This is a genomic window from Clostridium folliculivorans (assembly GCF_024341905.1).
GTDB classification, from domain to species: Bacteria; Bacillota; Clostridia; order Clostridiales; family Clostridiaceae; genus Clostridium_AR; species Clostridium_AR folliculivorans.
Genome location: NZ_BQXY01000003.1, coordinates 327,477 through 353,447 on the forward strand (window position 1 = coordinate 327,477; position 25,971 = coordinate 353,447).

Annotated in this window: 21 protein-coding genes and 1 tRNA gene; 9 read left to right on the forward strand and 13 right to left on the reverse strand. The window is 30.4% G+C overall.

The window, feature by feature from the left end; all coding sequences use genetic code 11:
• Positions 1 to 289, reverse strand: a 289-nt coding sequence (locus tag OCU55_RS11715) for a hypothetical protein (protein ID WP_261852495.1), incomplete at its 3' end; no start/stop codon positions are given.
• A gap of 256 nt (positions 290 to 545) precedes the next feature.
• Positions 546 to 938 (reverse strand): Hsp20 family protein, encoded by a 393-nt coding sequence (locus tag OCU55_RS11720; RefSeq protein ID WP_261852496.1) that lies wholly within the window; start codon positions 936 to 938, stop codon positions 546 to 548.
• Between the two features lie 721 nt (positions 939 to 1,659).
• Between OCU55_RS11720 and OCU55_RS11725 the strand changes: the two genes are divergently transcribed.
• Positions 1,660 to 4,803 carry an Ig-like domain-containing protein gene (locus OCU55_RS11725; protein WP_261852497.1) on the forward strand — a complete coding sequence of 1,048 codons (3,144 nt, stop codon included), beginning with the start codon at positions 1,660 to 1,662 and terminating at the stop codon, positions 4,801 to 4,803.
• 192 nt (positions 4,804 to 4,995) lie between these two features.
• On the opposite strand, the gene OCU55_RS11730 is transcribed toward OCU55_RS11725, so the two are convergent.
• The 3 genes from OCU55_RS11730 to OCU55_RS11740 all read right to left on the reverse strand — a co-directional run bounded on the left by OCU55_RS11730 (position 4,996) and on the right by OCU55_RS11740 (position 9,448).
• Positions 4,996 to 5,685 (reverse strand): ABC transporter ATP-binding protein, encoded by a 690-nt coding sequence (locus tag OCU55_RS11730; protein ID WP_261852498.1) that lies wholly within the window; start codon positions 5,683 to 5,685, stop codon positions 4,996 to 4,998.
• Between the two features lie 21 nt (positions 5,686 to 5,706).
• Complete coding sequence (locus tag OCU55_RS11735) at positions 5,707 to 8,190, reverse strand: ABC transporter permease (RefSeq protein WP_261852499.1); 2,484 nt, start codon at positions 8,188 to 8,190, stop codon at positions 5,707 to 5,709.
• A gap of 454 nt (positions 8,191 to 8,644) precedes the next feature.
• The gene (locus tag OCU55_RS11740; RefSeq protein WP_261852500.1) at positions 8,645 to 9,448 is read right to left on the reverse strand and encodes a hypothetical protein; all 804 of its coding nucleotides are present in this window, start codon (positions 9,446 to 9,448) and stop codon (positions 8,645 to 8,647) included.
• A gap of 259 nt (positions 9,449 to 9,707) precedes the next feature.
• Here OCU55_RS11740 and OCU55_RS11745 point away from each other — a divergent pair, with 259 nt between their 5' ends.
• Positions 9,708 to 10,373, forward strand: coding sequence for a DUF3794 domain-containing protein (locus tag OCU55_RS11745; RefSeq protein ID WP_261852501.1), 666 nt, complete (start codon positions 9,708 to 9,710; stop codon positions 10,371 to 10,373).
• Positions 10,374 to 10,491: 118 nt separating this feature from the next.
• Here OCU55_RS11745 and OCU55_RS11750 read toward each other — a convergent pair whose 3' ends face one another.
• Positions 10,492 to 11,067, reverse strand: a complete 576-nt coding sequence (locus OCU55_RS11750; RefSeq protein WP_261852502.1) for a hypothetical protein — start codon at positions 11,065 to 11,067, stop codon at positions 10,492 to 10,494.
• Positions 11,068 to 11,575: 508 nt separating this feature from the next.
• On the opposite strand from OCU55_RS11750, the gene OCU55_RS11755 reads away from it, so the two are divergent.
• The 5 genes from OCU55_RS11755 (at position 11,576) to OCU55_RS11775 (ending at position 16,814) form a co-directional block, all read left to right on the forward strand.
• Positions 11,576 to 12,151: a GNAT family N-acetyltransferase gene (locus tag OCU55_RS11755; RefSeq protein WP_261852503.1), complete on the forward strand. Its 576-nt coding sequence runs from the start codon at positions 11,576 to 11,578 to the stop codon at positions 12,149 to 12,151.
• A gap of 172 nt (positions 12,152 to 12,323) precedes the next feature.
• Entirely contained in the window at positions 12,324 to 12,950 is a 627-nt protein-coding gene (locus OCU55_RS11760; protein ID WP_261852504.1) for a flavodoxin family protein, read from the forward strand.
• Between the two features lie 145 nt (positions 12,951 to 13,095).
• Entirely contained in the window at positions 13,096 to 13,395 is a 300-nt protein-coding gene (locus tag OCU55_RS11765; RefSeq protein ID WP_261852505.1) for a 2'-5' RNA ligase family protein, read from the forward strand.
• Positions 13,396 to 13,624: 229 nt separating this feature from the next.
• A complete protein-coding gene (locus OCU55_RS11770; protein ID WP_261852506.1) occupies positions 13,625 to 15,001 on the forward strand; it encodes a DUF2334 domain-containing protein in 1,377 nt (458 codons plus the stop codon).
• A gap of 130 nt (positions 15,002 to 15,131) precedes the next feature.
• Positions 15,132 to 16,814 (forward strand): GH3 auxin-responsive promoter family protein, encoded by a 1,683-nt coding sequence (locus OCU55_RS11775; RefSeq protein WP_261852507.1) that lies wholly within the window; start codon positions 15,132 to 15,134, stop codon positions 16,812 to 16,814.
• 241 nt (positions 16,815 to 17,055) lie between these two features.
• Here OCU55_RS11775 and OCU55_RS11780 read toward each other — a convergent pair whose 3' ends face one another.
• Together OCU55_RS11780 and OCU55_RS11785 are read right to left on the reverse strand one after the other, a co-directional pair.
• Entirely contained in the window at positions 17,056 to 18,057 is a 1,002-nt protein-coding gene (locus OCU55_RS11780; RefSeq protein ID WP_261852508.1) for a GGGtGRT protein, read from the reverse strand.
• Positions 18,058 to 18,083: 26 nt separating this feature from the next.
• Positions 18,084 to 18,776, reverse strand: a complete 693-nt coding sequence (locus OCU55_RS11785) for an iron-sulfur cluster assembly scaffold protein (protein WP_200265721.1) — start codon at positions 18,774 to 18,776, stop codon at positions 18,084 to 18,086.
• An 841-nt stretch (positions 18,777 to 19,617) separates the two neighbouring features.
• Between OCU55_RS11785 and OCU55_RS11790 the strand changes: the two genes are divergently transcribed.
• Positions 19,618 to 19,699: transfer RNA gene (locus OCU55_RS11790), tRNA-Leu, on the forward strand.
• Between the two features lie 83 nt (positions 19,700 to 19,782).
• Here OCU55_RS11790 and OCU55_RS11795 read toward each other — a convergent pair.
• The 5 genes from OCU55_RS11795 to OCU55_RS11815 form a co-directional block, all read right to left on the reverse strand.
• A complete protein-coding gene (locus OCU55_RS11795; protein WP_261852754.1) occupies positions 19,783 to 21,570 on the reverse strand; it encodes a GGDEF domain-containing protein in 1,788 nt (595 codons plus the stop codon).
• A gap of 254 nt (positions 21,571 to 21,824) precedes the next feature.
• A complete protein-coding gene (locus OCU55_RS11800) occupies positions 21,825 to 22,196 on the reverse strand; it encodes a hypothetical protein (protein ID WP_261852509.1) in 372 nt (123 codons plus the stop codon).
• A 264-nt stretch (positions 22,197 to 22,460) separates the two neighbouring features.
• Positions 22,461 to 23,711 carry a DUF445 domain-containing protein gene (locus OCU55_RS11805; RefSeq protein ID WP_261852510.1) on the reverse strand — a complete coding sequence of 417 codons (1,251 nt, stop codon included), beginning with the start codon at positions 23,709 to 23,711 and terminating at the stop codon, positions 22,461 to 22,463.
• 232 nt (positions 23,712 to 23,943) lie between these two features.
• Positions 23,944 to 24,120, reverse strand: coding sequence for a hypothetical protein (locus tag OCU55_RS11810; protein WP_261852511.1), 177 nt, complete (start codon positions 24,118 to 24,120; stop codon positions 23,944 to 23,946).
• A 144-nt stretch (positions 24,121 to 24,264) separates the two neighbouring features.
• Positions 24,265 to 25,302, reverse strand: coding sequence for a pyruvate kinase (locus tag OCU55_RS11815; protein WP_261852512.1), 1,038 nt, complete (start codon positions 25,300 to 25,302; stop codon positions 24,265 to 24,267).
• Positions 25,303 to 25,422: 120 nt separating this feature from the next.
• Here OCU55_RS11815 and OCU55_RS11820 point away from each other — a divergent pair, with 120 nt between their 5' ends.
• Positions 25,423 to 25,872, forward strand: coding sequence for a hypothetical protein (locus OCU55_RS11820; RefSeq protein ID WP_261852513.1), 450 nt, complete (start codon positions 25,423 to 25,425; stop codon positions 25,870 to 25,872).
• Positions 25,873 to 25,971 lie beyond the last annotated feature (99 nt).

Here is a 25,971-nt window from a genome sequence, read left to right on the forward strand (position 1 = left end):
AATACTTTATTTTAGGCCTATTATTTTGTTCTTTCCTTATTTGTCTTTCAGCCGCTCTTCTCTTACTACTCCAATTACATACTGCGAATATATAAGATAATAAGCTAAACAGACCTATTTCCACTAATTGTGAAAAATGAATTGTAGTTAAACTTAGTTTTCCAGATAAGAAAGAAAAAATATCCTTGCCAAAAACAATAAAATTAGTCAATATCATCGATATAACAATATATGTGCCTTTACCTAATCTTTCAAAGCTTTCCCATTGAGTTTTATTATCAACTCTCATTTTTTCCACCTCTGCAACATTCAGATTATAACTTTTAAAAGCATACCATATAATCCAAGTACTTCCAGTTTACAAGAACAATGTTATATCATCTGAATATAAAAGTAAACATAATTAGTAGTTGTATGTAATTACCAATTTATATTTTTAAAACAATAAGTTATGTATATTGAAAAATTATTATAATAACTGATTCTCGAACATACATAACTTAGTAGTAAATGTCTTAGTTTATTAAATAGTTGCAACTTAAAGGTTACTCTAGTTTTTCTTGCTCGTCATAATCTTCCACATCAACTATAACTTTATTTTTGATACTGAGGATATTTTTAGGTAAACTAATGACTAAATTTCCATTTTCAAACTTACCTGTTATATTTTTAGAATCCACATTAGGTACATAAAAGTTCTTTCGAACATCATTTACTGTTTGAACCATAAAAAAGCTCCCATATCCCCTGCTGCTATTAACTTTATTAACTCTTACTGTTATAGTTAAATAGTCTTTTTCATAGTTTAAGTTTATATTATTCCTCTGCACCCCTAAAATTTTCCCAACTACTACATATTTGTCATCTAGGTCTAGCATTTTTAGCTCAACCTTATTTTCATTTATATTATTCATCATACTAAGTAATCCAAAAAACATTCAATCTACCTCAATAAAATCACTTACATTTTATTGTATTTTTAAATTTTCTATTTGTTCATACATTGTAATTATTTTTGTTGTTCATACTTAATTTTAAAAAAGTTTATGTACATATATTATATAACCTAGAAGAGTTTTAAAAATAGATTTCTGTTCGAAGTGGTACATCTATAGATATACCAGTTCCAAATAAAATTTATTTATTAAGTAAAATACCATTAATAGCTAAAATGATTTTTGGTATGTTTTTCAATCATGGAAATGGAATATCTATTCAGCTGAACTGATAAACTACTTCAGTCATTAAACTCCAAATAAAGATTTCGATGGTTCTACGAATCTTTATTTGGATAAATTCTAATATGAAGTAGTTTATCTATATATATACATAAAACCAAAATTTACGAACATTTCTTATATAATTCAACAAATTATTCAACATATCTTATTATCATTTTAAATTTCTTAATATAAGTCAGCTTTCAAAAGTATTGATTTTACTATATTTTTAACTTTTATTTACATAATTTAAATTTACATTAATTAATATTTATTAAGCTTAACATTCATTGATTATTCGTGTTTATAATGCTATAATTTCTTTGGATTGATTTACCATATTATACTTATATACCAACAAATACATTTTATTTCATTTAAATGAACGACAGAATAGATAAATCAATCTACTAATAAAATTTAAGGGGGATTACACTTAATGTCACTGAAAAAAATGATGTCACGAAAATCATTGATGGCTATTTCACTTTCTATAGCTTTAACGATTGAATTAACCGGCTTCTCTGCACCATTTGTAAGCGGTACCCTAAAAGTTGCTAAAGCGGCTGAAACTACTCCTTATACATGGAATAATACAATTCCTGTAAAGACACCACTTGCTGGTGCTAAAAATAATGGAAAAGTAGTTTTATTTGACAATGCTCATGATAACGCTGCAGGTCAAGCAGACTGGGTAATAGATGGAGGTTTTTCAGATTTCGCTGATGCCTTAGTAAATCAAGGTTACACTGTGAAAGAATATAGAGGTGTGGACAAAAATAACGATGGTGCTATAAGATTTTATGACGACAGAAATTTAACTTCTGATCAAGAAGGAACTTCTGCAGATAAAAATGAATCAATAATAACCTATGATGCAATTAAAGACGCCGACGTTTTTGTAACCGCAGAAGCAAACAGACCTTTTAGAAAATCCGAATACGATGCATTAAAGAAATTTGTTGATTCTGGAAAAGGTGTTTACTTTATTGGCGATCACTATAATGGAGACAGAAATGTAAATACGTGGGATTCCACAGAAGTTTATGACGGTTATAACAGATGTGACAGTATAAATTATAATATGGGGGGAGTTTACGGAGACCTACGAAACACAAAAGATGCTTCCAAAGGTTGGCTTGCAGAAAACTTCGGACTAAGATTTAGATTTAACGCTGGCGACTCTAACCCTTTAAATTCTGGACAAACTGGTCCTACGGATATAAGACCTGCTTCAGAAGCTGAAGGTTTAACAGAAGGTGTTGTAGGCGAAAAAATGCTTATGGCAGCTGGAGCAACTATTGCTATTACAGATTCTAGCAAAGCAAAAGGAATTATTTACTTTAAAGATTCTGATGATTTAGTACCTTGGAGCAGTGGTGTGGAAAATTCTCATGGTGGAAAAAGCATATACTTTGGAGGTCAAAAAGAAGGTGCTTTCGTTGCTATCTCTAAACCAAGCAAAGGAAGGGCTGCCTTTATTGGAGACTCATCACCTATTGAAGATAAAACACCAAAATATAAAAACGCTACAAGTGGTAGTTCAAAATCAACCTATAACGGTTGGAATGATATCGGAAATGCAGCTAAATTATCCGTTAATATCGTTAACTGGCTAGCAGATTCTTCTCAAGACTATGTGGGCTTTGGTACCTCTTCACATCCTTCTGATATATATGGTTCTACTTATACTCCAATGGCTGATGTGGAAAAATCAGATCCAGATAACGGACAACCATGGTCAACTCCTACAAATGGCTTTGATCCATGGAACACTGATACTTGGAAACCAGGTTCCTATGGCTCTCCATATTTAACTACTCCTGTTACTGATCCTACTCAATCTACTTTTAATTTATCACTTTATCCAACGTATATATACAAAAACGAACCTTTTTCAATAACCATAGGCGGAGTTGGAGCAAATCCTAGTTTAGGTATTTACTTAACTGGAGGTACCCAAGTTGGCCAAGTCTATGACAAAGCTTCAAATGCTTGGTCTGTTTCAGGCTATACTACATTAAACGGTAATGCCCCAGTTACAGTGACTACAAGAGCGGTTAACACTGGTTCTGATAATGTCATTAACATAAGAGTTAAAAACGGAAAAACTACCACTGATACTAAAACTGCTACAAGCTTAACTAGTGGCTATGGATACATCGAAGGTACCGTTGATGGAACTCCTGGAAGCATAGTTACTGCAAATCTAAACGGCACAATTCTTGGAACAGCTCAATTAGATGATTCAAATCACGTTAAAATAGCAGTCAAATCAGGTACAGGAATAACTTTAAGCGTTTATGATTCAAACGGAACTAAAAAAGTTGACTTACCAAATCAATATACAGTTGAAGATGGAAAAACTTCTCCTTTAATTACAGTTATGCCTAAGTCAAGTAATGCAAATTTAAGTTCCTTAGCTGTTAATATAAACGATAGTTCAACCACAGCTATATCACCTGATTTTTCATCTACAATATTAAACTATAATGCAACTGTGGACTACTCAGTAACTTCCGTATCTATAACTCCAGTTACTGCAGACCAAAAGGCATCAATTACTGTAAACGGGTCTTCACTTGAAGCCGGCAAAGCAATTCTTTCCGATCTTGCTGTTGGCGATAATTTAAATACCATCTCTGTAACCGCTGAAGATGGAACTACTAAGGGATATACTTTAAATATAAAAAGAGATTTCTGTCATCCTTCTAATGTCGAGCTTAGTACTACAAATCTACAACTTAAGCAAGGTGAAGCTTCAAGTATTTCAGCTAAGGTTACTCCAGATGAAGCACAAAATAAAGCTATAAAATGGACTTCAAGTGATACATCAATAGCGTCAGTAGATGAAAATGGAAAAATAACAGCAGTAAATGCAGGTGAAGCAACAATTACAGCTACTACTATTGATAATAATATCTCAGCTACTTGCGCTGTTACGGTTATACCTAAATCAAGCAATTCTAACCTTAGATCTTTATCTTTGCAAGCCAGTGATTCTAGTACTATAACTTTATCACCGTCCTTCGAAACAGATAAATTAAATTATACTGCATCAGTAAGTTATTCTGTATCATCAATTGTATTGGCACCAGTTGTAGCAGATGAAACAGCTAGAGTTTCTATAAACGGGGCTGCTTTGCTTACTGATAAATTAACTATACCTAACCTTATAGTTGGAGATAATTTAATCAGTATATCTGTTACTGCGGAAGATGGAACCAAAAAAGAATATATTGTAAATGTAAAAAGAGATGTTTGTCACCCTACTAAAGTTCAACTTAACAGTACAAGTGCCCTATTAAGAAAAAAGGACACCTTAACTCTTGTTGCTACTGTAACACCTGTTGAAGCTGTAAATAAAGCTGTAACATGGTCTTCCAGCAACCCTGCAGTTGCAACTGTAGACCAAAATGGAAAGGTAACCGCACTAAGTAAAGGCGACACAACTATAACTGTTACTACAGTTGATGGCGGATACACTGCAACTTGTGAAGTGAAAGTTTCGCAAAAATCTATTACTATAAAAGATATAATTACATGCATATTCGACTTTCTTAAAGATATATTTTGTTTTTAAAGATTAACTTTTGTTAATTTCAAACATTATTCAAATATAATCAGCAACCAAAATAAGCACTATGAATTTTTAATTCACAGTGCTTATTCCTTATATATCCTATAAACATAATAAAATTTAAAGAAAATTATTTTATAGGATTTAAAGAACATTTTGCTAGATTCAAATAATTTTCCAAAGACTTTCTACTTTCTAAGAAGCAACTCCTTCCTTAGTCTGAATCTCCCCATCTTTTAACCTTAGTATAGAGGTTCCATAGTAAGCAGCCTCTTCTGAATGAGTAACTTGGATTATAGTTTTACTTAGGTTTTTATTGATATTTTGGAACAGCTTCATTATGTCTGTTCCAGTCTTGGAATCTAGGTTACCAATAGGCTCATCTGCTAAGATTATATCTGGTCCAAACACCAGAGCTCTTGCTATAGCTACTCTTTGCTGCTGCCCTCCTGAAAGTTCTCTTGGGGTAACCTTCCTTTTATGGCTCATTTCTATTGTATCTAGAATTTCTTTAAGTTTTTCCTCATACTTCTTCAAAGGCTTTCCGTCAAGTATTATAGGCAATAAGATATTATCCTCTACAGTTAGGTTAGGAACAAGATTATAAAACTGGAACACAAAACCTATTTCTCTTCTTTTCATAATACTCTTTTGCTTTTCACTTAAAGAACTTAAATCTCTTCCATTTATGCTTACCACTCCACTAGTAGGTTTATCTAATCCTCCAAGTAGATATAATAAAGTTGATTTTCCACATCCTGAAGGCCCCATTATAGATAAAAACTCACCTTTTTCTACAGAAAAGTTAATATCTTTTAGTACCTCTATCTCTTCTTTTCCAACTTTAAAACTCTTATTTAAATCAAAAACCTCAATTGATCTCATTTAATTCCTCCTACAAATACTTTATTCATATTTTAATTCATCTATAATAGACAGTTTTCTGCTCTTAAACAGTACTGGTAATGTTGCTAAAAACACTAAAATCAAAGAAACACTAAGTACTACAGACATATAAGAAATATTAAACTTTATATCTAGAGGTAGACCTATTTTATCAGTTATCTTGGACATCAAAGATGAAGTAAGATATGCAAGCGGAGTTACAATTACCACCGCCCATATAACTGAAAGTATTGATTCTACTATAATCATTACACCTCTTTGCCCCTTAGTCATGCCAACAGAACTTAAAACTGCCATATCCTTCTTTCTTTGAATAAAACTAATTCCTATATTGTTAAGTATTCCAAAACACCCTATAACAACTGCCATATAGGAGAATATACTTAATATGGTCATAACCTGATCATTTTGTTCTATATTTCTATCTCTAGTTTCTTCAAAAGTCCTTACTTGACCACCTAACCCCTTGACTTCTTTATTTATACTTTCCTTTATATCCTTAGAGCTCTTTGATGTATTAAAATAAATTGAGTATGACGCTGAATCATAATATTCTTTTGGGAGTCCTTTATAATTCATTAATATGAATATACCGTTATTCAGCATTTTTCCATCAACTATTCCTACAATCTTATAAGCTTTATTTGTATTTCTAAGCTTCATATCAAAGGTATCCCCTACAGATAGTTTAGTTTTTTCTGCAACTTTCCTTGTTAGTATTACTTCATCACTAACTCCAGATTTGAATTTATCATAAATATATTTATTATCCTTTTCTTCCCAATTAATATAATGATCATAATCGGTATATTTATCAGGTTCAACAGCCATTACTGTAAATGCACTTTCATTTATATTTCCATTAGCATAGTACATAAATTGGATTGAATCCTTATTAACTCCTTCAGTTTTAAGTACTATTTCTTTTATTTTATCTAAATTACCGACAACCCCAGTACCTGACCCATTTATTTCTATACTATAATTTAATTTTTCATAGATTCCACTAACTAAGACTTTAACATTTACACTTAATGAATTTATAGTAATTATGGATATAATAGCCAATATCATAAGATTAACATTTCCAAGCAGCACCTTAGAGGTTCTCATATTATTAAAAGAAAGGGCCATAGAACCATTGATTTTTCTTAGAACTATATAGATAACCCTAGATAGAAGATCTACAAGCTTTGGAAATACAAGCATTGCCGCTGCAACTGCAGTAATCATTAGAATAGGACTAATATTTATAACGAATTTGTTATTAATGAAATTTAATATTATAACTACAATAAGCATCACAATCCCAGATATAAACTTTCCATATCCAATTTCATTTACTGTACTTGGATTATTCAAAATAACATTCTTAACTTCTATTTTTCTTGTTTTAATTACTGGTAATGCAGCGGATAATACTGACAGCAGTATTGAAAACATCATACCAAATACTAAATATTTAACATCAATATTCGGCTTATCAATTATTCCATACTCTCTAAGTGGAGAAATAAAGTAATTAATAATATATAAAATACCCACACCTGCAGCGTTTCCTATAATGCCGCCAAGGATACCATATACAAAACTTTCCAGATAAAGAATTCTTCTTATTGTGCCTCTCGTAGCACCTTGGCTTAAGAATGTACCTATTATAGGCATTCTTTCAGTTACTGTAAGCTTAAAAGAACTATATATTATGATGGCGCTCATGAAAACCACTATTGCAAGCATCATATAAAACATACTAGTCATTTGAGACAACTGAGATTTTACTTGTTCTTCATCAAAAAGTTCCTTTGCAGAAAAGCTTGTATTAGAATCATTAAACTCTTTCACAGATTCTTTTATTGAATCTTTTGATTTATTCGCTATTATAGAATTGTATTTTCCTTCTATATCAAGCTTTTTAGATATGAATTTATAAGGAACAATAATTTGAAACGAATCCTTACTATCCATGTAAAAAGCACCTTCATTACTTGCTATTGCAGATACTTTCAAGGATATCTTTTCACCATTTAAAATTATCTTTAGATTATCTCCAACATTAAGTTTAAATTTATCACTAATTCTTTTTGAGATTATGCACTTTTCTCCATCAAAATCCTTGAGTTCCTTATTCATAAGCAATATACTTTTATCAATATATTTTTCTTCTCTTCCACTAAGCTTAAGTGATTGTAAATCATCGCTATCATACACCACAGATACGTTCAGTTCTGGCACTAAATTCTTAACACCTTTTTCATTTATGTTCTCCAGAGAAAAAGTACTTTCTCCAGTTTTAGAAGATATATATAAATCTTTATTTTCTAATTGTTCTAGTTGAGGCTTTACAAAACTTTCAATTGCAGATTCCACTGCCCCCATGCTTCCTACAAAAAGTGCAGTACTTAAAATTATTGCTAATAGTAATAATGAAAACCTTGCTTTCTTTTCTATCATGATTTTTACAACATACTTTAAAAATATCTTCATATCTTACCCCCATTCAAAAAATCCCTACCGGCATATATTATCATACATTTTTTGGATTTTGTGTAATATTAAGTTTTATTCATTAAATCTTAAGCTTTTATTAAGATTTGGAATACTATTCCATAGGCTAAACATTTATATTCTAACCCTGTTGATATGTACTGATACAAACTCTTCATATACTTAATTATTATTACAATACTTTTTTTGCTTATATTAAAACTAAAAATGAAACTATGTTTAATCACTGAGTTAAAATAATAGCGAATGAAAAAGCAAAAAACACATTATAGAGCACCCCTTAAGTTTCTCCATAATGTGTTTTTCACACCAGAATGTATAATTTTTATTATTTTATACATTTAAATAATTAATTATTAGATATCTATTGTTTTTATTATATTAACTATTTTAACAGTATACCTTTTATTCAATTCCTTGCCATAACTCTATATTATAGTTTTCTTACTACAAGCAACCCTAAGCTTATAATATAAGTTATTGAGGAAAGTATTAATGCTACGATAAGCATTCCTGTTATTAAGATATTATATTTCAATATAGCTTTATCCATAAGTTCTATTGATAATCCAAAAGCATTTAATACCAGTAGTAAAAGAAAAAGAACAATTAAACCCATTGATGCTCCTTTAATATCAGCCATACTTAAAGATATATGTGAAGATATACATATTGCTAGAAATAAGAATATATAAAAATACGGATTTCTAAAATTTTCTCCTGAGAAAATAGTTTTCACTAAATGTCCATATGAAGTGAGCAAGCCTTCTATAGTAACCTTTCCAATTCTAGTTATATGAAGAGAATTGAATAATATATCTATAAATTTGTTATATGTATCTGGTATTGCAAAATACATAAGAATTATTATAGTTATAACTCCTCCAAAAATAGGTGCTACCCCTATAAAGAAATTTCCAACTTGTTGATATATACTATTAGGATTATAGCTGTGATCGACATACCCCATTACCCCATTATTATCCGGCTTTTGAAATAACTTTATTTTCCTTATATCATGCCCAAATACTAGAGCTAAGATAGCATGACTCAACTCATGAATAGGAACTCCTATAAACCCAGTCATCATGACAGCATTAAAGCCTAAGCTCTTATAAATATTCTTAATGGAGTTATTTCTAAGTACTCCCAAAATCAATCCAAAAAATATTATCATTCCTGTTAAATATAAAGTTTCAACCAAAGATCTAATTGATAAATTAATAATAAATTCCATATTATTTCCTCACCTTTCAAATTTAAAAGTATTTTCTACGCCGCATCTTTTTCTTAAATTTAAAACACTAATACAAACTATGTATTATAAATTTTTCTAAACTACTCATTACTAATTAAAAAAACAAGTAACATTTTCATCATAACGACAATATAATATATTATAAAACAAATGAAAAAGATTAACGACATACCTCATAAAAAATTTATATTTTCTTTACAGGTCGTTAATCAATAAAATATTTAAGGAGTAATAAACTATGAACAATAGATTTTTAGCATATAAACAAATGCCAACCTACGGCAAACCACCTTATCAACAATATGAAGAAAAAGAGCAGTATTATCCAATGGAATACAAAAAACTCCTTCAAGTTCCAGTAATTGTTGGCTTTGGTGATACTCAAGAATTAGTTGTTAAAGAAAGTATTATATCTCCTCCAAGTCCTCCAGTTTTCCGTATAGTAAAAGTTGATACAGAAGTAATTATAACAAATACTCAATTAGTACCAAGAATAATGCACCAAGAAAAGAAATGTGATGGAAAATGGTGGGCAAAGGTAATCATAGATGGTTTTATAGATAAAAATGTTCTTTATAAAACTATAGAAGATTTTACTTGCGACTCTGTTAACGGCCCAGTATTCCAATTTACAACAAGATTCCCATTTGCTACTTTCGTAGAAGTAGAAGCTAAAGAACCTATAAAAGAAACAGATAGTGTTGAAATATTAAAGGCATTTGTAGAAGGTTCAAAGGAAGAGTTATTAGACCCTAATCCAGTACCAATGGGAGCTCCTGAATGGGCAGTAACCTATAATAGACTTCTTGAAAAGCTTATTGTTAGAATAGATCTTAAGGTTACAAGAATGGAGCATGTTCCTGTAACTATAGAAGAACACAAAAAGGAATGTAAACCATACTAAATTTTTGATAATATCCGTTTATTAATAGCAAGTGCAGTTGGATTTCATCCAATTGCACTTTTATAATTATTAGATATATAAATTAAAAATATTAGTTTCAAAAGTTCTAGAATAACATTTATATATTATTTCTTTTAAATCTTTCTTTAAAAGATTTTTCATCCATTTCCATTATTTCAAGCACAGAGTAATTTTTATCTAACCTGCGATGCCAAACTTCAGGTTTCGTTAATTTTAATGTTGAAGTTTCACTTTCATTTGTTCTTTTTTTATCTACTTCAGTTTCTTTACTTAATAAATATGAAATATCAAGTTTTCCAAAGATAGTTATTTCATAAATTAACCCATTTTCTTCTCTCATATTTTTTAGAGTATCACACTGAAAATATACTCTACAGCTTAAGGATTCAGAATCAATAGCTCCATTACTTCTGCGCTCTACTACCTCAGAAAAAGTTCTCTCAATTCTTTTAATTTTATATCTATTTTTATTTATATCTAAATTCTGCATATAAAAAATATATACATTGTAATCTCCAAATACACCTATCTCCTTTTCTGATAATACCTTCATAAATATGTTAGATGACTTCGCTCTGCAATCTAGTATTATGTCATCTTTTGTAAAGCTTATCTTACAAATCTCATTAAACTCTTTATTAATGTTAATAACCTTAGAATCAGCTCTAATCATAAGCCCCATTCCCCTCAACATACAATATCTTGTTATATATTATCTATATTGGAGTTGTTTGGTTCCTCATTTCATTAGTTCTTTTAAAAACAATTGAAACCTATATATAAATTTTGTATAATTGTATGAATAAACAAGAAAATACAATAACATATCGAGGTTATTAAAGATGAACATTAAGGAAATAATAACAGCTTCAGCATTTTTATTAATAGCAGTATTAATTCTCAAAAATTATATTTCCATAAAAAGACCTTACAATTATTTAGTAGTTTCTTTTATAATCCCTGCAGTGCTAATTCAAACACCTCTGACTAATCAGATAACTACAAACATAGAATCAATATTAGCAGGAATATATCTTATTTGTTCTTTTGTCCTTTTAGTCAGTTATAATCACTCACTCAGCAAAGAGAAGAAATAGCAATACTCATTTTTTCCTATTACGATTATACATGGTATAATTCACATATGATTTCCTAGGAAATATTGTCGAAGGAGTGAAATAATGAATTTGAACAGAAATAGCAATAACATATTTACTAATATATATTCTAATGATTGCTTAATAGAGAAAGCAACAATAAACGATATTAATGAACTTGAAGAATTGTACGACAATCTTAATGATTATTTGGAAACCACAATCAATTATCCTGGTTGGAAAAAGGGCATATACCCCGTTAGAGAAACAGCAGAAAATGGAATTAGAGAGAATAGTTTATTTGTCTTAAAAATAGATGATAAAATAGCAGGTTCTGTTATACTTAATCACTTGCAAGAAGATGCATACCGAGGAGTCAACTGGGGAATTGACTTAAAAGATGAGGAAGTTATCGTTATACATACTTTTGTGGTTAATCCGATATATATGAAAAATGGAGTTGGTCAAAAACTAATGGATTTTTCTAAGGAATATTGCTTAAAGAACGGATTTAAAACTCTTCGTCTTGATGTTTCTATAAAAAACACTCCTGCAATATCTCTATATGAAAAAAGTGATTTCAAATATGTCGATACTGTTGACCTTGGACTCAATATCCCTGACTTAATATGGTTTAAACTATATGAAATAATTTTTTAGTATGTAGCTTTAAAGTAATTTATTTATTTTATACTTTTCTTATTGTATATTATTAATAGAATAAAGTAGATACTCCTTTAGATTTAAAAATTTTATCCATCTATTCATAGATAATAGTTACTATCTAATGTGAACATCTACAAGTCATTTATAATATTAAAGAGGTGTAAAAATGAAAGTATTACTTATTAACGGAAGTCCTAAAGCCCAAGGATGTACTTTTACTGCGTTAAGCGAAGTTGCAAAAGAGTTAAACAAAGCAAATATTGAAACAGAAATTTTCCACGTAGGAAATAAACCTATTCGTGGATGTATGGCATGCGGTGGCTGCTATAAAACTGATGGAAAATGCGTATTTGATGATGATACTGTAAATATTGCACTAGAAAAAGCTAAAGATGCTGATGGCTTCATATTTGGTTCTCCAGTTCATTATGCCGCTGCGTCAGGTCAAATAACAGCATTCCTAGATAGATTCTTCTACGCTGGCGACGGCTTCCAATACAAACCAGGTGCTGCAGTAGTTAGCTGCAGACGTGGAGGTTCAACAGCTGCTTTTGAACAATTAAATAAATACTTTACTATTGCTAATATGCCTGTTGTTTCCTCTCAATATTGGAACATGGTTCACGGCAACACTCCTGAAGAAGTAAAGCAAGATTTAGAAGGAATGCAAACAATGAGAACCTTAGGCAAAAACATGGCTTGGCTTCTAAAATGTATACAAGCTGGTAAAGATGCTGGCATCAATATTCCTGAAAAAGAAGAGCAAAGAGCAGTTACTAATTTTATACGTTAATATGAAAAAGAGCTTAAACTTTATTGCTTAAGCTCTTTTATTATATACTCTGCAAAACTCATAAGCTTATATAAATAATTGGTTTATTATTTATTTAGGAGGATAAACTTATTTCCTCTTATTTAAGAAAGGTGGAGTAATGATATTGAAAAGATGTATTATGATTTTTCCAGAGTTTGAAAATTCTAAGATTATAGATAATATCAGAGACAAATATGATCCTTTAGCAAATCATGTAAGACCTCATATAACACTTGTCTTTCCTTTTGAAAGTGATATTAAGACCGATGATTTAAGAACACATATTTCATCAGTTCTATCTGAAATCAGACCATTTGAAATTATTCTTAATAAAATCACCCCAACAAATTCCTTTGAAGTAGAAAGTGTAAGCAGTAGAAAGTATAACTACTTACTACTTTTTATTAAATTTATTTTTGCGTAATTCTATATTATTATTCTGAATTTGTAACACAAATTTAACTTTTCTTTAAGTTATTCTATTCAAAATAATGGTACAATCCTCTTAACATACTTATGGATGTCCCACTTTTAAACCTTATTATTTTTAAATTCTCCCACCAGAAGCCGTGAGAGTTTTAAAAATATATTTTGGTTCGAAGTGATACATCTATATAAATGATTTATACATATAACAAAGGAGCGAAAGACAAATGCCATGGAATTCGAAAACGCTGATTTTTTCTTTTATCTCATTAGTTTTAATACTATTAATCTCATATAATGTTCTTTCTTATTTTAATTTCTTTAGATCTAACACCAACAAGACTGATTATTCAATTTTACTTACAAAAAACAATTTCAAGAGTTCTTATACTCCAAAAATCAAATTTTCTGACAGACCTATATCAGAAATCAATGATGTAAGTTTAAGCATTTTAGATGGGACTAGCCTCCCTAATGTACCTATGATACTTAAATCCCAAAGATATTATATCCCACTTAATTTTATTTCAGAAAAATTGAATTACACTGTAGATAATTCAAGCGGATTACCTTTTTTATCTAATAATACGAATAAAATTCTTTTGACAGAAGACTCTTATGAAAAGAACTCTAAAAGAGGATCTCTTAGAGGCAACTTACTTAATTACAATAATACCTTCTATATATCAATATCAGATATAGAAGAGCTTTTTGATTTGATTGCTATATTCAATTTTGAAAACAAAAAAATTAGTCTTATTCAAGATGACGTTAAAGCTCCTAAAAATTTTTCAATACCTTATAATAAAAAAATTGCCATGATCAGATTTGAAGATTTCGGTTGTGGATATTCAAATATTGTAGATAAAAATCAAACAAAAATAAAAATCATGTCAAATTTACTTTATTTCAATGGAATGAAGTTTCATGTCTCATGGATGCCTAGATTCATAGTTCCCTCAGCCAACTTTGATAATGATCTACTCACAAAAGACAACATAATAAATGTAGGTTTTGTGGATGTACTAGATTATATGCTTAATAAAGGTGGTGAAATTGGTCTGCACGGTTATTCACACCAATCTGGTAACGTTGCAAGTGGAACCGGCGAAGATATGTCAAAAGACGTAAATAGTACTGAAGCTGAAACCCGGGCAGTTATCGAAAAAGGAATAGACACCGCAAGTGCTTTAAATATTCCTATTTCATATTATGAAAGTCCTCATTATAGGGCCACTATGTATCAAAAGAAAATAATTAGCGACTATTTTCAGTTTCTATACGAACACTATGATTATTCAAAAAAAGATAACATATATAAGACTGATGACCACCATTTATTTGTTCCAACTCCATTAGGCCGTATATCAAATCCTGCTACTGATACTCAGCGAATTATTGATAAATTTAACGAGGGCAACCCTGATGTACTTAAAAGCTTTTATTACCACCCATCTACAGAAATAGAATATATTGATTTTGAAACAAATGATAATAAACTAAACATAAATTACAATCCAGATTCCCCTTTGCAAAGAATTGTAAAAACTATTAAAAAGGACAAGTATACCCCTGTTCATATTGATGAGCTTATGGATAAATAACTAGTAATTACAAAAGAGAAATAAATTGTTAGATACTGTAAGATCTAAGCAATATATTTCTCTTTCTTTATATCAACAACTATACTTTTTCATATACTAATTATGAAAAATACTTCGGGAGCGTGTCATCTTGAGCATAATAAGTACCACGTTATATAAAATCACTATAGAAGGAGGCTCTGTTCTAAAAAGAAAATTTGATAAGGATACTAAAGCTTGTAAAGCTGTAAATGAAAAAGTACTTTTTAAAATCTTAAGAAAAAATCACAAAAGCGAAATAGGCACAAAGTTCAAATTTAAAGAAATTAAATCTATAGAAGATTTTAAGACTCAAGTTCCACTAACAGAATATAGTTATTATGAAAATTATATAAATCGGATGTCCAAGGGTGAATCAAATGTTTTAACTTGCGAAAACGTAGAGTACTTTGGTCATACCTCTGGAACCACAGGAAAGCAAAAACTTATCCCTTCTACTAAAAGCAGCAGGAAATCAGCTTCTAAGTACATGGCCCTACTTACAAACAAAATTTGTTATGATAACTTCAAAAACAGCTGGAGTTACGGTAAAGGACTAATGATAGCGGACATTGTTATGACTACTTACACTGAAGCAGGTATTCCAATCTGTTCTGCAACATCCGGTGGTATGAACAGTATAAAACTAATATTACCTTACTTATATACTTCACCAATAGAAGTGATGAAAATAAAAGATAAAGAAACTGCCTTATATCTTCACCTGCTTTTTGCATTATATGAAGTTAATCTTATGTATATTAGCGGGGTTTTTATATCCAATGTGCTTGATCTATTTAGAGTTTTAGAAAGTAACTGGCAAACCCTAGCGAGTGATATAAGAAAAGGACGTATAAGTGCAAATCTTAGAATAGATGAAAATACTAGAACATATTTAAATAAATTAATTAAGCCTAATTCTGTAAGAGCAGATAAGCTAGAACTAGAGTTTAAAAAAGGTTTTGGAGGAATAGTTAGAAGGATATGGCCTAGCTTAATCTATATTATTACAGTAACTGGCGCAAACTTCTCGATATATGATGACAAGGTAAATTATTATACCGATTCACTTCCTACTTACTCTCCAGCCTATGCTGCTACAGAAGCCATGATTGGTATTAATCCTTATGTAGGTAAAGTTAGATATGTAATTATCCCTGATACAGTATTTTACGAGTTTATCCCTATTAAAGAGGACAAAGAAAATGATACCAACACACTTTGTATCGATGAAATATTAATAGGTAAAAAGTATGAAGTAGTAGTCACTAATTACGAAGGACTTTATAGATATAGAATTGGTGATGTAATTAAGGTAGTAGGCTTTTATAACAACTGCCCTGAGATAGAATTTTTGTATAGAAAAAATCAAATTCTCAACATGGTAGCTGAAAAGACCAATGAAGAGCATTTAACTAGTGCCATCAATGCTACAGTAAAAAAACTACAGTTGAATCTAGTTGATTATACAACCCTGCCTGACAATTCAATTACTCCTGGAAGATATATCTTTTATTTTGAATTTAAAAACAATTTATCTGAACATAATATCAAAGTGATAGAACAAACCTTAGACTCACAGCTTAGGAAATCAAACTTAGCCTATGATAGAGCTAGAGTTTCTCATAAGTTAGGTATGATAAAAGTAGTTCTTGTATCTTCTAATACTTTTAATTCAATAAAGGAAGCTCTATTTAATAAAGGTATATCAAAAAATCAAATTAAGGTACCAAGAGTTCTGACAAATAACCCAAATATACTAAGTATTATAAACAAGCGAAAATTGATAAGCTAAATTTAGTTATGCATTATACCATTATAAGAAAACCGTACTTAATAAAAAGGTGCGGTTTATTTTCAATTCTTCAATTACTTTTTTAATCATGTTCCTTACTTATACAATAAAAAACTATTCTAAACACTTAAAATCACTAGGTTTAGCTAGTAAAAATTTTATACTGGTCTATACAGTAAAAAAAGCCCCGCGACAAACCCCTTACGTAAGCCGCGAGACCTTATATACTAATTAAAATTGATTACTTAGTTAAAGCTTCTTCAATAGCAACTGCTACTGCAACTGTTGCTCCAACCATTGGGTTGTTACCCATTCCGATAAGACCCATCATTTCAACGTGAGCTGGAACTGATGATGAACCTGCGAATTGTGCATCTGAATGCATTCTTCCCATAGTATCTGTCATACCGTATGAAGCTGGACCTGCTGCCATGTTGTCTGGGTGAAGAGTTCTTCCAGTACCACCACCTGATGCAACTGAGAAGTATTTCTTTCCTAGATCAATCATTTCTTTCTTGTATGTTCCAGCAACTGGATGTTGGAATCTTGTAGGGTTAGTTGAGTTACCAGTTATTGATACATCAACGCCCTCACTGTGCATTATAGCAACACCTTCTCTAACGTCATCTGCTCCGTAGCATCTAACCTTAGCTCTTGGTCCCTTTGAATAAGCAACTTCTTTAACTATTGCTAATTCTCCAGTGTAGTAGTCAAACTTAGTTTGAACATATGTGAACCCATTGATTCTTGATATTATTTGAGCTGCATCTTTTCCAAGACCGTTAAGTATAACTCTTAATGGCTCTTTTCTTACTTTGTTAGCTTTTTCAGCTATCTTTATAGCACCTTCTGCAGCAGCAAATGATTCATGTCCTGCAAGGAATGCAAAACATTTAGTTCCTTCGCTTAAAAGCATTGATCCTAGGTTACCATGTCCTAGACCAACTTTTCTGTCGTCAGCAACTGATCCTGGGATACAGAATGCTTGTAAACCTTCACCGATTGCTTTTGAAGCATCAGCAGCTTTTGTGCAGTTTGATTTGATTGCTATAGCAGCACCTAATACATATGCCCATCCAGCGTTTTCAAATGCTATTGGTTGAGTTTCTCTTACTATTGTATATGGATCGAATCCTAAATCAACACAAAGTTGTCTAGCTTCTTCCAATGATTTTATACCGTACTTTTCTAATACAGGTGTTATCTGTCCTATTCTTCTTTCATAACTTTCAAATAATGCCATTTCTTTATCCTCCTTCATCCACTTAATTATGCATGTCTTGGGTCAATTACTTTAGCAGCTTCATCGAATCTTCCGTATTGTCCTGTTGCACCTTCTAAAGCTTCTTGAGCATCTTTACCCTTAGCTATAGCTTCCATCATTTTTCCAAGGTTAACAAATTTGTATCCGATTATTTCTCCAGCTTCATCTAAAGCTACATTAGTAACATAACCTTCAGCCATTTCAAGGTATCTTGGACCCTTAGCTAATGTTCCGTACATAGTACCAACTTGGCTTCTAAGTCCCTTTCCAAGGTCTTCAAGACCTGCACCTATTGGAAGTCCGCCTTCTGAGAAAGCACTTTGTGATCTTCCGTAAACTATTTGAAGGAATAATTCTCTCATAGCTGTATTTATAGCATCACAAACTAAATCTGTGTTTAATGCTTCTAATATAGTCTTTCCAGGTAATATTTCAGATGCCATAGCAGCTGAGTGAGTCATACCTGAACATCCTATTGTTTCAACTAAAGCTTCTTGGATTATACCATCCTTAACATTTAAAGTTAATTTACAAGCTCCTTGTTGAGGTGCACACCAGCCTACTCCATGAGTTAACGCTGATATATCTGTAACTTCTTTTGCTTGTACCCATCTTCCTTCTACAGGAATTGGAGCTGCTCCATGATTAGGGCCTTTTGCAACTACACACATTTCTTCAACTTCTTTTGAATACATCATTTTGTTTTCTCCTCCTTAATATTAATAAAGATTTTCAAACGCTTGTTGTAGCCTGTATCTAGATAAACGTATGGATTTTAAGACACTGTTTTAAAATTAATCCAACTCCATATTGACTCAGAAATTAAATTAACTCTTAGTAATACCTAACTCCATAGCTCGTCCACATTAAAAAACAATTAATAAGCTACTTCAAAATCTAAGCCTATGTAATGGTCTTTTCAAACTGGGCATTAATATAAAAGACCTAGGCGTTTCACTAGCGGGTTAAAATCAATCCCACTGGGATAAATTTTGCTACCCACATATATTCTAGCAAAAGTCCTCCTCAGTAACAATATATTTCTAAAAATTTTTCCACAAATTTCGATTATTAGTGTCTTTCACCTAAGCAAACTAAGTATTTACAACCATCTTATCTTTGATTTATAAATATATAACTATCCTATTTTATCAATATCCTTATCCATTAAATTCAAAAATAGTAAATCTAAGATTCTTATTCTAAAGATATACCAGTTATCTATTTTTAAATATTCTTCAAATTAATTGATTATGCAGTAGATGCTCTATGAGCGAGCTATTAGAATTAAATGTTTTTTTCAGATGGAATGGCGTTAATAAACTGTACTGCTCGAACGTAGTGAGTTTACAGTTTTAGCCATGTAATATGAAAAAATCATATTAATTCTTTGCGTATGCTCATTAAAGCATCGGATACATAACCAATTAATTTCAATACATTGCAAATTTGATAACTTACACCTTCCAACTTTTATTCATAGTACAAAAAAAAGTATTGCATTATGCTATTTTTTATGATAATATAATCATGTTGCTTGCCGATGTGGCGGAACGGCAGACGCACTCGACTCAAAATCGAGCGGGAAACCATGAGGGTTCGAATCCCTCCATCGGCACCAAAAAATCACACTTTATATAAGTGTGATTTTTTTGTTATAATAACAAAATATACTTATCAGCAGATTTATTCCAAGCAATATTATTAGTTAATTTCTTTTATTAGATAGCAGCTACCATGAATCTTCTTAGCTTCTTTCTTAATCGCAGCAACATAAAGAGCAACATCTTCAGGATTAGAATAGCTATCGAATTTACCATATACGCCTGCGATTGAAAGAGATGTAATAGGAAGTTTTTCTTTGTTGCCTTTTCTATCTACAGCTTCAATATATTTATTATTCCTATCATTTTCATTAAAAAAATTTAAGATACCCTGATTAAATTGTTCTACTATTTTGCTGCATAGATTTTTGCATTCTTCAATTGGGTTCTCCAATATACTAACAAAATCATCTCCTCCGATATGTCCAACAAATCCGTTGTAAGGAAAAAGCGACTTTACTTCAGTATTTATTAATTGAGCTGTATATTTGATAATTCTATCTCCATTTTCAAACCCATATGTATCATTGTAAACTTTAAAATTATCTAGATCAAAATAAAATATACAATATGTACGCTCTGTTTTAAGAATATTGTTTATAGTATTTTGTATAACCATATTACCAGGAAGCTCTGTCAGCGGATTAAGTTGTCTAGCATAATTACATTCTAACATCGTATTATAATTAAGTAAGTTTTTTATAGAAACTACCCCGCAATATTTATCATTATTAGTTACAATAATATAATCATAGATATTTTTTGCTTTTCTAGACATAGCCATTCTTGATACTTCATTAACCGGTGTATGATAATCTACTACTAATGGATTTTCATCCATCACTAAGGATATAGGTCGTTTTGTAAAAACTGCTACACCAAATTGGGTAGCAAGGGCAGAGTCCAAAGTATGTTTCATTATCAATCCAACAGGCTTTTCATTTTCTATAATACAAGCTCCTGCAATATCATTAAAATCAAAATACTCTTTAATCTCTTTACATTGAGTTGTAGCACTAAAAGTTCTATCATTAACTACAATTTCACCTATATTATTGGAAGTATAATTATTATACATATTTTCTTTTAATTTATTAAATCTTATAATTAATTCTTTTATCGGACCAGGAATATCTAAAAATGTACCTGCTGGTCTACTAATAAAGTATCCTTGTCCTGCATATACACCTAAACTTATTAGAGTCTTTAATTCCTCTTCTGTCTCTATTCCTTCAGCTATAAGTTTCATATTAGTAGCTTCTGAAAGTTTCACAAAACACTCCAATAAAGATTGCTTAAAAGAATCTTTATTTATATCTCTTATTAAGTCCATATCGATTTTAACATAATGAGGCTTTGTTTCATTTAACATTTTAAGACCTGAATAGCCTGAACCTGTATCATCTATTGCAATTTTATATCCTTGATCCACATAATTATCAAGAGCTTGCCTAAACCCCTTATAATCTTCTATACATGTCTTCTCTGTTATTTCAAATACTATACAATCAGGTGAGATATTATGCTCTGCTAGGAATTCCTTTGTAAAACCTCTTTTAAATTTTTCATCCTTAAAAATATGAGGATCTACGTTTATAAAAAGATATTTATCCTTTTCAAGATTTGTTGCTCTTTCTATAGCCTTTATTCTACATAGTTGCTCTAATTCCCAGGTCTTATTGTAAGTTTGAGCAGACTTAAATAGTTCATCTGGATTTTGTAGTGGCGAACTTACAGGTCCCCTACTCAACGCTTCGTAGCCTATAATTGTAGCATCTAAAAGTGAAACGATAGGTTGATAAACTGTAGAAATATTTTTACTATCAAGTATACCTTTCAATTCAGCCACCTCACTATAATTTGAAATATCAATTAATCCATTTATCATCATTTAATCTCCTCTTGTGTTTAATAACTAATCATATATGGAGTACCTTATACATTTAGTTAAAATATATCACAGGATTATTAATAATATTGCTACTTAAGTTAACTCTATGTAAAATATATTCGATTCTCTATTAGAATTGCAGTATATCCCTTTGAACTTTTTCATATTTAGAGTATATGCCTGTCTACTCTAACCTAAAAAAATAAACTATCCAATATAAAACTTAATTTATTTTGGATAGTCTCATAAACTTATATTTCTTTTAAAAAATCTTTCAAAGCTCCAATAAATTTACCTTCATAATAAGTTTCCAATTTGTGATCTTTTATTTTCACTCTTGTTTTTGGATCAACTCCATTATCTATACAATGAGCTGCAAATATACTGATCTGCTTCTTGCCAACAGTGTGAGGATCAAGCGCTGGCTCACCTTCTAAGGTATAAAACTCCTCACCATCGAGCTTAACAAACCTCAAAGCACTATCATAATCAAGTTCATTTTTATCTTTTGAAGACATTATAAAAGTATGATGAAAATCGTTTTTTACAGCTGTCATATAATCATAACTTTCTACATGACCATCTTTCAATACAACTCCAATAACCGGCAAATCATTACTCACTGTATCTCCCCTTTCATTTGTAACTCAATTTTTAATTCTAGGCTATAATTAAGTATAGTATTTATCATATCTCATTGTATGTTTTATCGGTAGTATCCTGTAATTCTTTATACTTATACATTAACCTATGTTCAAAAATATTATTGAAATTAATTAGCTATGCAGGAGATGGAATATGACAAAATCATATTAATTCTTTGCAAAGTTCATTAAGGCATTGGATGGATGACCAATTAATTTCAACACAGTTCTTTAGCAGATTCTTCACCTAACCATCAATTTAATACCACCTAATACTAACCCGATTAAAAATCCACAAACTGCTCCATTTATTCTTATCCATTGTAGATCATCGCCAACCTTATCTTCTATCAAATCAATAAGAGCTTCAGTGTCAAGTTTCTCTATATTTTCTTTAACTAGAACACCTATCTTTTCATGATTCTTATTAATATAATTAGATATTTGCGAACGTATATATTGATCAATATTTTCCACAAGTTCATCTTCTTTTGACATATCATTAATTAGCTTTTCTAAAACTGGCAATATTTTTTCCTCTACAATTTTATCATCATTGATAAAATCTAATATTTGGGCTTCTAAGCTTTGTAATATCTTTAACAAGAAATCATTAATTTTATCGTTATTGCTTATATCCACCTTATATTGGTTTAACTTTTCTATAACACTCTTATCTTCACTAATTTTTATAATATTATCACGAATAGACTTCATCACCATTATCCTACTCGGATTATCTTTGTATTTTAACTCCTTCAGCATGAGAAGTATGAACTCTTGAACTTTACTACCAACTTTATCCTCACCAATAATATCAGTAACTTTACTAAGCGTAAATTGAATCATACCCTTTTTAGGCATTTTCTTTGCTGTATTAACAGAGGTAATAGCAATTTCTTTTTTTACATCTTCTCTCTTAATTACATCTTCAACATTATCAATTAAAACATCAAAAATCTTATCATCATAATTATTATTAAAAATTTGATTTATTAGATCCTCTAACACCTTTTTTGTATCTATAGAATTTATGTACTCACTTATTGTGGTGTTAAAATATATTGCCATTTCCGTTATGGATATAGAATTCTTTATCCTATTAGCAATATTGACTACCGCTAACTTCACTTGGCTTGAATATACGTGATTCCTAGACATTTCTAATACTTTCTTTGTAAAACTGATTTTGCTAATTCTATTAATTACACTTTCTTTATTTAACAAATCATTTTCAACTATTGAAACAAGGGAGGTTGTTATTCTTTCTCTGTTTCTTGGCAAAAGAGCTGTATGCGGGATTGGTATCCCCATCGGATGACGAAAAAGTGCTGATACTGCAAACCAATCTGCCAGGCCTCCAACTAGTCCTGCCTCAAATCCATTTTGCAACAATATCATTATGGAGCTATTATTTGAAAATAACGTAATTATAAAACCTATAAGCATAATAACTAATGATGCTAGGGCTTTTTCACCTGTTCTTACCTTCATTTTTATCCTTTCTAAAGAGTTCCTATGTCGAAACTTAATTTATACTTGTTTGAAAATCCTGGCTTCTGGGGATTTTTAGGCATGTATAAATTAATAGTTGAGCTAGGAACTCTAAAAACGCCAATACATTTTTCCACCTTAGCCTTTCCAAAAATACATTTAGAAAACCTGGCAGGCAATAAATTCATTATAATTTTATTTTTAGCTTCTGAGCAATTTATCATTCGATTTCTTATATTATACTACTCAAATCCTTATTGTACAAAAAACTTGCAATAGGTAAAACAGTTCCAAATATGAAGAAGTTATCTATTCCTCTAAACTGACATACTTCTTCAATCATTAGACTCAAAACAATGCTTTCGATGGTCTTACGAAGTAGTACATCCATATATAATAAAAAGACCAAAATGAATTAATGCTCTTCATCTTGGTTCCTCTTACTCCATATTTTAATTTCTATGCAATTTTCATAACTAAAGATGGATAATAATAAAAATACGAATCCAATTGTAAAGTTAATACTCTATAAAGTGATATCCAGAATATCCGATTAATTCTTTTTGAATACTTTTGTATAAAAATCTATTGCCTTTTTTAATACTATAACGGCATTCACAGGGTTTCTCCCTATGGAAGTTTCACCTGTAAGCATGAAACCACTTACCCCACCGCCTATGCAATAGAATATATCATTCATCTCATTTACTGTTGGTTTATAATTTTCTTTTAATGAATCTAACACATGAGTTGCAATTATAACATCTTTATTACTGTTTTTCATAGCTCTTATAAAATTATGTTGGTATAAGGCCATCTTATATATATTGGTTTCTGGCAGCAAATCTCCTCTCCCTAGTACCACTCCATCTACCTTTTCTGATATAGATTTTATATTATTTATAGCTTTTTCAGTTTCAATCTTTGCCCACAACTTAGGTTCATAACTCTTTTCAATGTTTACCCTAATTACGGCACTTTTGAATTTTACTATATCCTTATCATCATAAACATATGAATACAATATAGTATCAACTTTATTCTCAATGCAAAATTTAATATCTTTCAAGTCCTTGTCGCTGATATCCCTAGTTTGCCTATTGAGTCCTGGAAGATTACAGCCCTTTTCTGCTCGAACTACACCACCGCAAACAACTCTGCACTGTAACATTGAATTTTTTTTACTTATCACTGTATATTCCATACTTCCATCTTTCATATATACAGTTTTCATTGGAGAATCTAATAAATCCTGTTCCCTAATAGTTAGAGGAATCAACACTTCTTTTCGTCCATCCCAAACCTTAAGTATTTCTTCATACCTATCTTCTGAACAAAAATATACTATTTCACCTTTTGCAGTTTTTCTTACTTCTCTAAAACATCGTCCTACTCTTATTTTATGTCCTTGTATATCTCCTATAATATTAATTGTTTGAAAGTTATCTTTTATGTATCTAATGGTTTCCTTAACACTCTCATAATCACAATGTGAAAAATTGATTCTTATTCCATTTGCTCCTTCCTCAATCAATCTTTTTATCTCTTGCTGAGTTTTAGCTTTAGGTCCTAATGTTGCAATAGTAAGCATATTACCCCTTCTAGAATAAATTAATTCAATCTATAATATTAAAAAAAAGATATATTTATGTCTAATATTAAGTAACAATTTATTATTAATTATCATATTATATCTAAGAGGGTGATGCCTATGTTCAAGAAAATAAAGAAGTTGAAGAAGATTTGGGAGACTCAATGTCTCGCAATGAGATTCTTAACAATTCTAGGATTCATAGCTTTTGTTCACACATGCATCACAATATTTATAAATGGTGGATTCTCTTCGTCCTCAAACGAAACCATAAGATCAGTGATGTCATCTATATTCGGGTATATATTTGGTGATCAGATTATACCAAATGATAATCTTAGAGATAAAAAGTTTCAAGTTCTAATTGCTGGATTTATGTCACTGTTATCTTTGGCTGTTATTATGTTGTCTTATTGGACAAGCATTGATCAAACCAACTCTACTATCGGAGAAATAAGAAATATTCTATTTTCTACTGTTGGGTTTCTAATTAGTAGAGTTAAGCTTGGAAATGCTTCAAATGAGAATGATAAAAATAAAAATGAAAAAGATAAGTTTAAGTGCGATTAATCCATGAATAAGAACTTTACTGATTAAATATAAATTTAAGTTAAAGACTTAGTAAGTCTTTAACTTTTTGTATAAACTGTAGCTCAGATTCCTTTAGTT